Raw genomic sequence first — 14,318 nt, 5'->3', positions numbered from 1 at the left:
ATGACAACTTCTTTCACCCCCATCGTCTCCGCGGAGCGCCTGTCGGTGCAAGTGGCGCAACGCCTTGAAGCTGAAATTCGCGAGGGGCGGCTCAGCCCTGGCGAAAAACTGCCCACGGAAGCCAAACTCGTCGAGCTGTTCAAGGTCAGCCGCACCGTGGTGCGCGAAGCTTTGTCGCGCTTGAAATCCATTGGTTTGGTGGAATCACGCCAGGGCAGCGGGGTGTTTGTGCACCACCAAGCCGCGTTTGAACCCCTTAACTTTGACCCACGACTGGCCGACTCCTTGGATGCCGTGCTGCAAATCGTCGAGGTCAGACGCGCGCTCGAAGCCGAATGCGCCCAACTCGCAGCGACAAACCGCAGCGCCAGCGATATCGTCCATCTGCAAGAGGCCCTCGATGCGATCGATCGGGCGGTGGCTGACGGTAAGGACGGGGTTGAGGAAGACGTGCTGTTCCACCAAGCCATCGCCAAAGCTGCGGGTAACCCGTTTCTGATTGGCACGCTCGATTTTCTCGCTCAGTTTTTACGCGGTGGCACACAAGTCACACGCGCCAACGAGGCACGCCACACCAAGCTCGCCCAAGCCGTGCGCCAAGAACACCATGCCATCGTGACCGCCATCATTCAGGGTGATGCCAAGCAAGCCAACCGTGCGGCCACCGTGCACATGCGCAACGCCGCCAAGCGAATCCAGCAGGCAGACAGCAGTTTCTGGCAACAAGAAGGCAGCGTGCTCGCGCAGGTTTTGATTCCCAAGAATTAAGGGTAAGCCCTAGAAAAAAGCACAAAGCCAGCCACCACAACTTGTATGACAATCACACCAATTCTGAAAGACAAGCGATGGCACACACACAGTTGAAGGTCGGTTTAATCGGGTTAGGCGCCATGGGCAAAGGCATGGCGGGCTCGCTGCGCCGCGCTGGGTTTGCCCCGCACGTGTTTGATGTGCGCGCCGAAGCCGCCCAAGAATTTGCCAAAGACGGCGGCCACGCCTGCGCCAACTTGGCCGAATTAGGTGCCGCCTGCGACGTGGTGATCTCGGTCGTTGTGAACGCCGCACAAACTGAAGAAGTGCTGTTTGGTAAAAACGGCGACGGCACCGGATGCGCAGCCAGCATGAAACCGGGCAGCGTGTTTGTGATGTGCTCCACCGTGGACCCCAATTGGTCGGTCGCACTCGAAGCGCGCTTAGAACAACTTGGCCTGCGCTATGTCGACGCGCCCATTTCTGGTGGCGCCGCCAAAGCCGCGAGCGGAGACATGACCATGATGACCGCCGCCAAGCCAGAGGCTTACGCCCTGTGCGAGCCCATGCTCAACGCCATGGCGGCCAAGGTCTACAAACTGGGCAACCACGCGGGCGCGGGCAGCAAAGTCAAAATCATCAACCAACTGCTCGCGGGCGTACACATCGCTGCGGCAGCAGAAGCCATGGCCTTGGGCCTGCGCGAGGGCGTCGCGCCAGACGCCTTGTACGAGGTGATCACCCACAGCGCGGGCAACAGCTGGATGTTCGAAAACCGCATGGCCCATGTGCTCGCAGGTGACTACACACCCCTGTCTGCGGTCGATATTTTTGTCAAAGACTTGGGGCTGGTGCTCGACATGGCTCGGGCCAGCAAATTTCCATTGCCGATGTCCAGCACGGCACACCAAATGTTCATGCAAGCGTCAACCGCAGGTTTTGCCCGGGAAGACGACAGCGCGGTGATCAAAATTTTCCCTGGCATCGAATTGCCCGAAGCGAAAACACCGCGCACTTGAGCGCCATTTCCTGTTCACCATTCAGCAGTTTTTTAAAGGAGACAACCCATGAAACATTCCCTCATTGCCTTGAGCCTGTTGGCCGCCGGTATCACGGGTGCACAAGCGCAAACCGTCCTGAAACTTGGCTACGCCACCACCCAAACCTCGCACTACGGTGTGGGCAGCAACGCGTTTTGCGACGAAATCGAAAAAGGCACACAAGGCCGCTACAAGTGCCAACAGTTCCCCAGCAGCGCTTTGGGCGGCGAACGCGAAATGATCGAAGCTGTGCAGCTCGGCACCTTGGACTTGGTAAACACCTCCACAGGCCCTGTGGGCAACTTTGTGCCCGAAGTCAAAATTGTGGACATCCCTTTCTTGTTCCGTGACTACGACCACGCTCGCAAAGTCATGGACGGCCCCATTGGCCAAGACATCTTGACCAAGTTCCCCGCCAAAGGTTTGGTGGCCTTGTCGTGGACCGAAAACGGTTTCCGCCACATGACCAACAACAAGCAGGCCATCGTCAAGCCCGAAGATGCATCCGGTTTGAAGATGCGCACCATGGAAAACAAGGTGCACATGGACGGCTACCGCGCGTTTGGCATTCAGCCAACGCCCATGGCCTTCCCTGAAGTGTTTGGCGCTTTGCAACAAGGCACTGTGGATGGTCAAGAGAACCCCATCCCTGTGATCTTGGCCTCCAAGTTCTCGCAAGTGCAAAAGCATTTGTCGCTGACCGGCCACGTTTACTCGCCCGCTTTGCTGATCACGTCGCCACGCTTGATGAACAAACTCAGCGAAGCGGACAAGAAAGTGTTTTACGCAGCCGCCAAATTAGCCACCGTGGCGCAGCGCAAGAAAGTCAACGAAGACGAGAACAACGGCATTGCCCAACTTGAGAAAGAAGGCATGTCGGTGGTGCGTCGCGTGGATGGTCAAGCCTTCCGCAACTCACTGCGCGAGGTGTATGTCAACTACTCCAAAGAGTTTGGTGCTGACAACATTCGTAAAATTCAAGACGTCAAATAAGACGACAGCCCTTTCGGGGGCTGACATTCCAGGCGGGGGCACACGCGTTGACGCGCGCAAGGCCACCCGCCTTTTTTAAGTCTCTAAGGCCCGCCCTATGAAAACCTTTGAACGCTACTTTGTGGCCACCAACCGATGGATGCTGATCATCATGCTGGCCGTGATGTCGGTCATCATCTTTGCCAACGTGGTGTTGCGCTACTCCACCAACGTGTCCATCGAATGGGCCGAAGAAGTGGCCCGCCATTTGATGATTTGGCTCACGTTCATTGGCTGCGGACCTGTGTTGCGCTACGGCGGCCACATCGCCGTTGAGAACTTACAAGACAGCTTACCCCGCCCTTTAGCCATTGCCTTGCGCGCATTCATCGCTGTCTTACTGACAGGCTTATTTGTCTTCTTCACCTGGTTTGGCATCGACTACATGGACCGCACCCAGTACCAACTGACACCGGCCACGCAAATTTCATTTGCCTATATTTATGCCGCGCTGCCCATTGGCGCCGCCATGACCTTGATTCACTGGCTGTTGATCGTGCGCGACTACGTGTTCGATCGCAAGTTCGCCGCTGACGCCCACTTTGACGCCACTGCCAGCGCGTCGCTTTGACCTTGATTGCACATTTATGAACGCCAGCGTCATCCTCCTCATTTCTGCCTGCATCTATTTGGCTGTGGGCGTGCCCGTGGCATTTGCCTTAGGCCTTTCGACCGTTACCGCTTTGTTGCTGGGAGGTAGCTTTCCGCTGCTCGTCATTCTGAAGGAAACCTTCACCGGTGTGGACAGCTTCCCACTCATGGCGGTGCCGTTTTTCATCTTGGCTGCTGAGCTCATGAGTGGTGGTTCGTTGACCGAAGTGCTGCTGAGGTTCGCCGGCCAGTTTGTGGGGCACAAGCGCGGTGGTTTGGGCTACACCAACGTGGTGTCGCTCACCTTCTTCTCTGGTATTTCTGGTTCGGCCTTGGCCGACGCTGCCGGCCCAGGGTCGATGTTGATTCGCATGATGGACAAAGCGGGCTATGGCCGAGCTTATGCCGCTGCTCTGACCGCGTCGACCGCCATCGTGGGGCCCATCATTCCGCCCTCGATCATCATGATCATTTATGCCTTGGCCGATGACAACGTGTCGGTTGGCGCGCTGTTTGTGGCGGGCATCGTCCCTGGCATTTTGATTGCGGTGGCCATGTGCGTGGTCAACTGGCATGTGTCCAAAGTGCGCAACTACAAAGGCGACGACACGCGCCCCAGCCGCAAAGAAATGTGGCTCATCACTTGGAAGGCTCTACCTGCCATTTTGTTGCCCGTGCTGATTTTGGGTGGTATGCGCTCGGGATGGTTCACGCCGACGGAAGCCTCGGTCGTTGCTGTTTTCTATGCGCTGCTCTGTGGCAAATACGTGTACCGCACCTTGGAGTGGAAAGCGGTGCCTGACATCTTGGCGCGCTCGGCCATGTTGACCGCGTCGGTGCTGCTGATCATCGGCATGTCGGCCTCGTTTGCTTGGATCTTGACCATCGAAGGTGTGCCACAAATCGTGGCGAACTGGATTGCAGACATGCAACTCTCGCCGTGGATGTTCTTGATCGTCATCAACGTGTTCTTGCTGCTGTTCGGCATCTTCATTGAACCCTTGCCAGGTGTGATGGTGCTGGTGCCCATCTTGGCCCCTGTGGCCGCCAAAGTGGGGATTGACCCGATTCACTTCGCGATGGTGGTGATTTACAACCTGACGCTGGGCATGATCACGCCCCCCGTTGGTGGCCTGCTGTTCGTCACCTCCAACGTCTCACGCGTACCTTTGTCTGACTTGACCCGCGAACTCACGCCTTTCTTGTGGGCGCACGGCGTGGTGTTGGTGCTCTTGACCTTCGTCCCCGCTTTAAGCTACTGGTTGCCACATGCCATGGGATTCAAATAAGCCATGACTCAAAAGATTTATCTAGGCTGTATCGCCGACGACTTCACGGGCGCCACCGACTTGGCCAACAACTTGGTGCGCGCTGGCATGCGCGTGGTGCAAACCATTGGCGTGCCGACCGAACCGCTCGCGGCTGATGTCGATGCGGTGGTGGTGGCCTTGAAGTCGCGCACCATTGCACCGACAGAGGCCATTGCCCAATCACTCGAAGCCCTGACGTGGCTGCAAGCCCAAGGCGCGCAGCAAATTTATTTCAAATACTGCTCCACCTTTGACAGCACCCCGACGGGCAACATTGGCCCGGTCACCGAGGCCTTGATGCAGGCCTTGAACACCGACTTCACCATCGCCACGCCGGCCTTCCCCGACAACGGTCGCACGGTGTTCAAAGGCTATTTATTTGTGGGCGATGTGCTGCTCAATGAGTCCAGTATGAAGGACCACCCCCTGACGCCCATGACCGACGCCAACTTGGTGCGCGTCATGCAAGCGCAATGTCAAGCCAAGGTTGGCCTGATTGACTACCGCACCGTGGCACAAGGCGCTGTCGCCGTGCAAAAACGCATCGCTGATCTCAAGAGCCAAGGCATCACCATCGCTGTGGTGGATGCCGTCTCTAACGACGACTTGCTCAAACTCGGGCCCGCATTAAAAGGTATGCCCTTGGTCACAGCGGGTTCGGGTGTGGCGATTGGTTTACCTGCCAACTTTGGTCTCAGCCCCACGCCGCAAGCCAGCACCTTGCCTAAGGCACAAGGTTTGCAAGCGGTGGTGTCGGGCAGTTGCTCACAAGCCACCCTGCGCCAAGTCGCAAATTTTCAAGCTTCTGGCCGGCCCGCTTTGGCGGTGGACCCGCTGGCATTGGCGAGCAGCACACAAGGCGGCGCCGATGTTGTGGCCCATGCACTGGCTTGGGCGCAACCGCATCTGATCACTGGCCCTGTGCTGATCTACTCGTCCGCAGCGCCCGAGACCGTGAAGGCGGCACAAGCGCAGCTGGGCGTGGAGGAAGCAGGCCTGTTGGTTGAACGCACTTTGGCCGCTATTGCCAACGGTTTGGTGGCGCTTGGCGTTCAACAACTCGTGGTCGCAGGCGGCGAAACCTCAGGCGCTTGCGTGCAAGCCTTGCACATCGACCAGCTGCAAATTGGCCCGCAAATTGACCCCGGTGTGCCGTGGTGTCACGCGCACACGCCCCATGGCGCGCTGCATCTGACCTTGAAGTCGGGCAACTTTGGCACGGACGATTTCTTCACCAAAGCCTTTGCGCAATTGGCGTGACGGACCGCTTTTATGACAGCACGCACTGAACATGAAGCCCGTGAAGAAATGTGTCGTGTGGGCCACAGTTTGTTTGCGCGTGGCTATGTGCACGCCACAGCGGGCAACATCAGCGTGCGTTTGGACGATGGCTTTTTGATCACCCCAACCGACGCGTGTTTGGGGTTTTTAGACCCCGCGCGTTTGTCCAAACTCAACCTGCAGGGCGAGCAAATCAGCGGCGACAAAGCGAGCAAGACCATCGCGCTGCACACCCGCATTTACGCGGCAGCAAGCCAGTTTGACGCCAACACCCGTTGCGTGATTCACACCCACAGCACCCACTGCGTGGCGCTCACACTGCGCGATGGCGTGACGCAACCCACATCTGAACCGCGCGAACTGCTCCCCGCGGTCACCCCCTACTTCGTGATGAAAGTGGGGCATGTGCCGGTGATCGACTACCACCGCCCAGGTGCCGTTCCCGCGGCAGACGCCGTCGAACACGCCATCCTGCATTACGGCCAACAAGGCACACCGATTCGCGCCGTCATGCTGTCACGCTTGGGGCCCAATGTGTGGCACGACTCGCCGGCTTCGGCCATGGCCACACTGGAAGAGCTGGAAGAAACTGCGCGTTTGGTACAACTCAACACACATCCCATTTCCCCCTTGTCACAACCCCAACTTCAAGAACTGCGCGACGCCTTTGGCGCGCGTTGGTAAGGACACACCATGCCCCAATTTGCTGCCAACCTCTCGATGATGTACCCCGAATTGCCGTTTTTGGACCGCTTTGAAGCAGCGGCCCAAGACGGTTTCACGGCGGTGGAGTATTTATTTCCTTATGCGTTTGCCAAAGAAGAATTGGCAGCTCGACTCAAGGACAACCAGCTGCAACAAGTGCTGTTCAACGCACCGCCCGGTGGCACGGATGCGGCCAGCATCGATGCCGCATGGAGCAGCAACACGCGCGGCACGGCCAGTATTCCCGGACGAGAGGCCGAGTTTCGTCAAGGCGTCGAACTGGCGCTGACCTATGCAGACGCCTTGAACTGCCCTCGCATTCACCTGATGGCTGGCTTGCTGGGCGAGGGCCAAACGCGCACCAGCAACTTGAACACTTATGTCGCCAACCTCCAATGGGCCGCAACCTTGGCTGCCAAAGCAGGCCGCGATGTGTTGATTGAACCCATCAACACGCGCGACATTCCAGGCTTCTTTTTGAACCGCCAAGACCACGCCCACGACATCATCGGCATGGTGGGCGCCGACAACCTGAAGGTGCAGATGGACCTGTACCACTGCCAAATCGTCGAGGGCGATGTGGCCAGCAAAATTCGCCAATACCTGCCCACCGGACGTGTCGGGCACTTCCAAATCGCGGGCGTGCCTGAGCGCCACGAGCCCGACATCGGCGAACTCAACTACCCGTATTTGTTTGCTGTCATTGATGAGGTGTCAAAAGCCTGCGGCTGGCAAGGCTGGGTGGGCTGTGAATACCGACCCCGTTTGGGCGGACAACCCGGCGGCACATCGGCTGGCTTGGACTGGCTCAAAGCTGCACGCCAGACTCGCTAAGCGGACATCCACATGGACAACACATTCATCATGGCGGGCGTCATGGGCTGGCCGGTGGCCCACTCGCGCTCGCCGCTCATCCATAACCACTGGATTCGTCATTACCAACTGCGCGGCGCTTATGGCTTGTTTCCCGTTGAGCCGCACAACTTAGGCGACGCCATTCGCGGCCTCAAAGCCTTGGGATTGGCAGGTTGCAACCTGACCATCCCTCATAAAGTGGCCGCCATGGCTCACATGGACTGGGTGCAACCCCTGGCCCAACGCATGGGCGCGATCAACACCATCGTGGTGCAAGCCGATGGCGCTTTGCATGGCTTCAACAACGACGGCTTTGGCTACCTGCAAAGCTTGCGCGATGCCCAACCTGATTGGCGTGCCGATGCAGGACCGATCGTCGTTTTGGGTGCGGGCGGCGCAGCGCGGGCGATTGTGTTGAGTTTGATGGACGAAGGCGCCACTGAAATTCGCTTGATCAACCGCACCCTTGGCAAAGCGCAGGCCTTGGCCGATGAGTTTGGCAAGCCCGTGCAAGCCTTCGATTGGGCGGAGCGACACGCCGCATTGGCAGGTGCCGCTTTGCTGGTCAACACCACCAACCAAGGCATGCATGGCCAACCTGAGTTGGCATTGCAACTGGACGAACTGCCCACCTCCGCGCTCGTCTCAGACGCGATTTACGTACCCTTGGAAACGCCTTTGCTCTCAGCTGCACGGCAGCGCGGCAATGCCACTGTCAACGGCTTGGGCATGCTGCTGAACCAAGCCCGGCCCGCTTTCCACGCTTGGTTTGGTGTATTGCCTGAGATCGACGACACGCTTGTGAAAGCCATAACCGATACTTTGTAATTCTTTAGAAGCATCAATTAGAATTAATTGATGTATATAGGACTACTTGAAGACGAGCCAGATCTCGCCCAACATGTGCGGGAAATTTTGGAGGGCGCAGGCCATACCGTCAGCACGTTCAACAATGGGGAGGACATGGTCAAAGCCATTGGCCGCGACACCATTGATTTGTTTGTGCTCGACTGGCGTGTGCCGCGCTTGTCCGGTCTTGAAGTCCTCAAACACATCCGTCAAGTTAAATCGCTGCCCGAGCCTGTTTTATTCTTGACCAGCCGATCCGACGAGCTCGACATCACCGATGCGCTCAACGCGGGTGCCGATGATTACTGCGTCAAACCTGTCCGACCCAAAGAATTTTTAGCGCGCGTAGCCGCCCTGTTGCGTCGCACTTACCGCGACCGCAATGACGAGGAAAGCGTGCGCAGCTTGCTGGACTACAAGTTCAACAAAGTCACCAACACGGTGACGTTTCAAAACAAAACGCAAGCTCTGTCGGAAAAAGAATTCAAGCTGGCTTTGTTTTTGTTCGAGAACGCAGAACGCGCCATTTCTCGTGAACGACTCACGCACGAAGTGTGGGGCAACGACATGCAAGCCCTGTCTCGAACGCTCGATGTACACATCGCTTGGATTCGCAGAAAACTGGACTTATCGGCGACCTCTATGCGCTTACGCTTGCGCCCCGTGCACGGATACGGTTACCGGTTGATGAGCGTTCATGAAGGACATCCTGATGATTAAACGCACGCTTAGTTTGAGCTTTATAGGGTTGGGCTTTGCGGCGCTTTTCGCAGGTCATGCACAAGCAATGAGCCTACTGGCCTCTGTGGGGCAGCAAGATGTGATCGCCTACAAAGTTAAATCTGGCGACACTTTGCTGGAGTTGTCGCGCAAATATTTCGTGTCCTCAGCAGGCATCAGCGAAGTGGCCCGCATCAACCAACTTGAAGATGCCGACCGCATCAAGGTCGGACAAACCTTGTCCATTCCACGTCAGAGCGTGAAACACTGGAGCTCCGTTGCTCATGTGATGGGCATGTCATGTGCGAGCAGTTTCACCCCGGAGCAAGGCAGCACTCAGCTGGTTGCCGGCACGCCATTGCACGAAGGTGCTTGGATCAAAGTACCGGCAGGTTGCCACACCTCACTGTTACTCGAAGACAGCTCCACCGTGCGCCTACCCTCTGGCGCCGTCTTAAGACTCAGCACCTTGCGCAAGAACGCACTTGAAAAATCACCGGAAGTGCGCTTGGAATTGGCCAATGGACGGGTGGAACTCGACGTCATGAAAGAACGCTCCCCGCTCACCCCCTTTGAAATTCGAACGCCTCGATCGGTGATGGGTGTGCGAGGCACCCAATTTCGCGTCGGCTTTTCTGCTGAAACCCAAGGCAGTTTGGTCGAGGTGATGCAGGGGGTTGTCCAAACAAGGGGAAGCGCTGATCCAGAATTTGTCGATTTATCGCAGGGCATGGGCGTGGCCATCGATGCTTCAGGCAAGGCCTCCACCCCAGAAACTTTGCTGCCGCCCCCTCAATACGCCAGCTTCTCCAAGTCGGCCCTCCAAACGGGTGAATTGTTGGTGCGATTGCAGCGCATGGAGAATGCCGATCGCTTTCAAGCAGACATTGCCACCACCGCCACGCTCAGCGGGCTGCGTCGAACGGAGCAATGGGCGCGCCCAGAGTTCAAAATTGATCGGCTGATCAATCAAGCGATGTTCTATCAAGTGGCGGCCGTTTCAAAAAATGGACTTTTGGGCGAAGCTGCCTGGATGGCATTTTGTGCAGCTCGCGTTAGCCCCGAACAAGCAGGGTGCAGCGCCGTTTTTGAAACACCGCTGGCCGACGTCGCGTCGATCGCGTTCACACTGAACCGACGAACCGAAGCGTCCAACCAAGAGGTCATTCGCACCACCCATCTCACCGCGCTGAACGGTAAATTTGCGGTGAAAGACCTGCGCCCCGGCTATTACACCTGGTCCCTGTCTTACACCTTGGCCAAAGCCGCCGCAGATCAAACTGGCGTCTATCAGTCAGGCGCATTCGAATTGATTGCACTTCCTGCGTCTGCGCCGTGAATACCCAAGTCGAACAAAAGCAGCGGCTGCTGCGGGAATGGTGGCTCACCTCCATCGCCGTGCTGGTCGTGCTGTCTACCTTGGTCTTTGCAGATTTGGCACGCCCTCTAGGCAATGTGTTGTACGACCACTTGATGCGCTGGCAGGGGTTTCAAGCGAACCAAGACATCGTGATCGTGGCCGTCGATGATCGATCGCTGGCCGAGCTCGGGGGCTGGCCACTCCAACGCGCTCACTACACCCACCTGCTGGAGCGCTTGGACGATGAACGCTTCCGACCCAAAGCGATTGGGCTTGATTTGCTCTTTTTGGATCGCAGCGACCAAGATGCCGCCTTGGCCGAACAAATGAGGCGTCACCGCACGGTCTTGCCGCTGGCGTTTGAACTTCACAACGATGCCCAGCATCAACTTCGCCCAACGCCACCTGTTGCCCCCCTCGACCAAGCCGCGACGCTGGGACACATCAACGCCTTGTTTGACGAAGACGGCGTGATCCGAGGCGTGCAAGCCCGTGAACAGCAATGGCCTCACTTTGCCTTGGCCTTACAAGGACAAGATGGGACGAACGCCGTGCCTTATCAACGTTTCCGCATGGTCGATCCGCGCGTTGGCTTTCCTTTGGTGTCGCTGTCCGATGCTTTGACATCCAACGCTTTTTTATCCTTGTTCAAAGACAAGTACGTTTTAATTGGCGTCACAGCGCCCAGCCTTGGCGATCGCTACCCCACCCTCTACTCAGGTCAACACAATGCCAGTACGCCGGGGGTGGCTATTTTGGCCAGCATACTCAATGCATCGCTCAGACAAGACATGGTGGATGTGGCACCGTCATCCGTGGTGTTTGGCGTGTCATGCATCGCTGTGATTGGAATGCTTTTGAGCGTGTTGATCTTGTCACCACGCCATGCCTTGGCATTTGGTGTGACGCTGATGGCGGCCAGCGTCGTTGCTAGCTACGCTGTTCTGATACAAAAAAATTACTGGTTCGACCCCACCGCATTTTTGGGAGTCTCTCTCATTCTGCAGCCACTTTGGGCATGGGGACGGCTCGATACGATTGTGAATTTTGTGCAAGAAAAAGCCACCTTACTGCGTGCATTCCGACACACGCACCGTGTTCAGCACGACTTGGTGAACTCGCATGAAGTGGTGTTGCAGCAAGCCAAATTGCTGGATCACGCCATCGACTCCGTGCGCAGCGAGCTCAACTTTCTCTCAGCCATCATCGACGAAATGCCAGACGCCGTGGTGATCTTCGACCAACACGATGCGCTGCTGCTGAGCAACCAACGCATCAAACAATTGCTCAAGGACACCCAGCTGATTCCTGGCAGTCAACGGTCCCTCTTTTTTGAAACCTTACAACTGCCCCCACCCCTAGCAGACTCCACTGCTTCGCCGCCCTTTCAACTCGCCACGTCGCTGGGACTGCGAGACTTTTATTTAAAAAGTACCTCGGTCTATGTCAGCCATGGGGAGAGTTTTCATCTGTTGATTTTGTTAGACATCACCGAGTTACGGCAATCTCAAAATCAGCGCGACCGAGCGCTGCAATTTTTATCCCACGACATGCGAACACCGCTGGCCGCCATCATGTCCTTGACACGTCCCCCCAAAGACGGCGACGAGGCGCCTCAAGCCCGCCTGCAGCGGCAAAAAATTGTCCAGCATTCACAAACACTGCTGCAGATGATGGACGACTTCATCCTGACCATCTCGGCGCAACAAGCGCACTACAGCCTCAAAACCGTGCTGGTGGATGAGTTGCTGAACGATGCCATTGAGCAAGTCCGTGACCTCGCCCGTGGCAAACAACTCAGCTTTGTGAACGACAGTGAGGCGCTGCCACTGTTTGTCAAAGTCAACACCCGACTGATGGTGCGCGCCTTGGTGAATTTGTTGGTCAATGCGGTGAAGTTCTCCCCACCACAAAGCTGCATCACGCTGCAAATATCCCAACCGTCTGCTCACGAAGTCAACATCAGCCTCAAAAACACAGTGGCCCCTCAAACAGACGAACACCTGCTCGCTGGGTTTGGACTTGGCCTCGATTTCATCGACACCGTGATCGACAAACACCAAGGTGAAATCAAACGTCACATTCCACTGCAAGGTTTAGCGACCATCATCATCACCTTGCCTTGTGAGGCGGCTGATCTTCATGAATAAAACGACGCAAAATTAAAATTTGATAGCTATTTTGTTTAAAATTAATACCAAATAATTCATATCATTTGGTTTATTTTTCACCAGCAAGGAAGCAACATGCGACGCTACGGCTCAGTTCTCATGGCGACATTGGCGCTAGCGATGAGCGCCGCCATGGCGCAAGAAACGCCATGGCATTTGGGCGTCGCTCGGCCAAAGCAACCAGCGCCAGCAGCGATCAACACCAGTACCGTCAAGCCAGGCTTGACGACCATTGTGGTGGCCGTCATCGACAGCGGTGTGATGGCCGAACACCCCAGTTTGGCCGGTGTCTTGCTCCCGGGGTATGACATGCTCTCCCCACCCAACAATTTACGCGGTGGCCGCTCCCCCAACTTCAGCCCTGACGAGCGTGAAGCGCGATGTGGCAACAAACTGATGACGGCTGCATTTCGTACCCACGGCACAGAAGTGGCAGGCTTGATTGCAGGCAATGGGGCCAATGGCGCATTTGGCGTCAATACCTCGGCCCGAGTTTTACCGGTGCGCTTGTTTGGTGCGTGTGGAATGAGCCGCAAAGATTTGCTCGATGCCATCGCATGGTCAGCAGGTTTGCAAGTGGCTGGGGTGCCCGTCAATGCCAACCCCGCACGTATCATCAATTTAAGCTTGGCTGGCGGAAGCCCTGTATGCGGCCCCGACCTTCAGCAGTTGATCCAAACGCTTCTTGATCGAAAAGTGTTCATCGTGGCCGCTGCTGGCAATAACTTTCAAAAACCGCTGCCCGAACCCGCCAACTGCCAAGGGGTTATTTCAGTGGGCGCTGTGGATGCTGAAAATCGAATTGAAGTCTATTCAGCCTTAGACAAACGCACCATGGTGTACGCGCCAGGCGGCGGTAAAAAGCTCAGTAGCGATGAACCTTGGGGTGTCAACAAACTCAAAATTGCCACCTACGATTTAGACTTTTTCGGCGCTGAACGACCCATGACTGAGTTTCGCGGCGTGGGAACCAGCTTTGCGGCGCCCGTCGTTTCTGGGTTTGTCTCTTTATGGTTGTCGCAGCACCCTGACAAATCGCCGGCAGATTTTTGGCAAGAACTGCCTAAGTTTTTGCGCAACGTTCAACACAGCGACAAGTGCCCCGATTGCGCACCGAAAAGCTTGACCGCTAACACGGCCATGTTCCAACCATGAAGTTCACGCACACACAACTTGCTCGCTGTCTGAGCACATGGGTCTTGGTGACTTGCGCCACATCTGTGTGGGCCGACCCCATTTGGCATTGCTCACGCACAGGCCATACCGAAGCACAAAGCGCTGTGGACACGTCGGAACAGTTTTCTTTGGCATCCATGAGTTCGGCCCCAGATGTCATTGGCGTGTCTATTCGCGACTTGATTGACATCTACTCAGGGGTTCCTGTGCGTGTGGGTGACCTGCCGCTTTCTGCCTGCTTTATGCCTGGTCGAGACCCGCTGAGCCTTGCAGCGCTTCAATCGCTGGGATTGCAGCCCCCAGCCATCCAAGCCTTGGCGCGCAAAAGCTCACTCGTTCAAAGTAACCTCCACTTGGTCACCGATGAGCAACAAATGCATGCTTGCATCAGTCGGCACTTTCCAGCGGTGGGCTATCTCTCTAAACCTGTCGACACAGACAAAGTTTTGCCCTGCTTTTAAACGTTGGGCCCTTTGTA

Annotated in this window: 14 protein-coding genes; all 14 read left to right on the top strand. The window is 56.5% G+C overall.

Annotated features, from left to right (window positions below):
• The 14 genes from B9Z42_RS07605 to B9Z42_RS07540 all read left to right on the top strand — a co-directional run bounded on the left by B9Z42_RS07605 (nucleotide 1) and on the right by B9Z42_RS07540 (nucleotide 14,301).
• On the top strand, nucleotides 1–768 hold the full coding sequence (locus B9Z42_RS07605; RefSeq protein WP_100132724.1) for a FadR/GntR family transcriptional regulator: 768 nt from the start codon (nucleotides 1–3) through the stop codon (nucleotides 766–768).
• 41 nt (nucleotides 769–809) lie between these two features.
• Nucleotides 810–1,769 carry an L-threonate dehydrogenase gene (gene ltnD / locus B9Z42_RS07600; RefSeq protein ID WP_255407992.1) on the top strand — a complete coding sequence of 320 codons (960 nt, stop codon included), beginning with the start codon at nucleotides 810–812 and terminating at the stop codon, nucleotides 1,767–1,769.
• A 48-nt stretch (nucleotides 1,770–1,817) separates the two neighbouring features.
• Nucleotides 1,818–2,783, top strand: a complete 966-nt coding sequence (locus B9Z42_RS07595) for a TRAP transporter substrate-binding protein (RefSeq protein ID WP_100132722.1) — start codon at nucleotides 1,818–1,820, stop codon at nucleotides 2,781–2,783.
• 97 nt (nucleotides 2,784–2,880) lie between these two features.
• On the top strand, nucleotides 2,881–3,393 hold the full coding sequence (locus B9Z42_RS07590; protein WP_100132721.1) for a TRAP transporter small permease: 513 nt from the start codon (nucleotides 2,881–2,883) through the stop codon (nucleotides 3,391–3,393).
• A gap of 16 nt (nucleotides 3,394–3,409) precedes the next feature.
• A complete protein-coding gene (locus tag B9Z42_RS07585; RefSeq protein WP_100132720.1) occupies nucleotides 3,410–4,702 on the top strand; it encodes a TRAP transporter large permease in 1,293 nt (430 codons plus the stop codon).
• Nucleotides 4,703–4,705: 3 nt separating this feature from the next.
• Entirely contained in the window at nucleotides 4,706–5,983 is a 1,278-nt protein-coding gene (otnK, locus tag B9Z42_RS07580) for a 3-oxo-tetronate kinase (protein ID WP_100132719.1), read from the top strand.
• A gap of 12 nt (nucleotides 5,984–5,995) precedes the next feature.
• Entirely contained in the window at nucleotides 5,996–6,688 is a 693-nt protein-coding gene (locus B9Z42_RS07575) for an aldolase (protein ID WP_100132718.1), read from the top strand.
• A 9-nt stretch (nucleotides 6,689–6,697) separates the two neighbouring features.
• A complete protein-coding gene (gene otnI, locus B9Z42_RS07570) occupies nucleotides 6,698–7,543 on the top strand; it encodes a 2-oxo-tetronate isomerase (protein WP_100132717.1) in 846 nt (281 codons plus the stop codon).
• Between the two features lie 12 nt (nucleotides 7,544–7,555).
• Nucleotides 7,556–8,392 (top strand): shikimate dehydrogenase, encoded by an 837-nt coding sequence (locus tag B9Z42_RS07565; protein WP_100132716.1) that lies wholly within the window; start codon nucleotides 7,556–7,558, stop codon nucleotides 8,390–8,392.
• 30 nt (nucleotides 8,393–8,422) lie between these two features.
• Complete coding sequence (locus B9Z42_RS07560) at nucleotides 8,423–9,133, top strand: response regulator transcription factor (protein ID WP_100132715.1); 711 nt, start codon at nucleotides 8,423–8,425, stop codon at nucleotides 9,131–9,133.
• A complete protein-coding gene (locus tag B9Z42_RS07555) occupies nucleotides 9,126–10,472 on the top strand; it encodes a FecR domain-containing protein (RefSeq protein ID WP_158235925.1) in 1,347 nt (448 codons plus the stop codon). The genes B9Z42_RS07560 and B9Z42_RS07555 overlap by 8 nt, the downstream gene beginning before the upstream one ends.
• Nucleotides 10,469–12,643, top strand: a complete 2,175-nt coding sequence (locus B9Z42_RS07550; protein WP_158235924.1) for a CHASE2 domain-containing protein — start codon at nucleotides 10,469–10,471, stop codon at nucleotides 12,641–12,643. The genes B9Z42_RS07555 and B9Z42_RS07550 overlap by 4 nt, the downstream gene beginning before the upstream one ends.
• Nucleotides 12,644–12,739: 96 nt before the next feature.
• Nucleotides 12,740–13,819, top strand: coding sequence for a S8 family serine peptidase (locus B9Z42_RS07545; RefSeq protein WP_100132712.1), 1,080 nt, complete (start codon nucleotides 12,740–12,742; stop codon nucleotides 13,817–13,819).
• Nucleotides 13,816–14,301, top strand: coding sequence for a hypothetical protein (locus B9Z42_RS07540; RefSeq protein ID WP_100132711.1), 486 nt, complete (start codon nucleotides 13,816–13,818; stop codon nucleotides 14,299–14,301). The genes B9Z42_RS07545 and B9Z42_RS07540 overlap by 4 nt, the downstream gene beginning before the upstream one ends.
• The last annotated feature ends 17 nt before the right edge of the window (nucleotides 14,302–14,318 follow it).

Origin of the sequence: Limnohabitans sp. B9-3, assembly GCF_002778325.1 — a bacterium.
GTDB lineage: Bacteria > Pseudomonadota > Gammaproteobacteria > Burkholderiales > Burkholderiaceae_C > Limnohabitans > Limnohabitans kasalickyi.
This window is presented reverse-complemented; position numbering and strand designations above follow the sequence as displayed.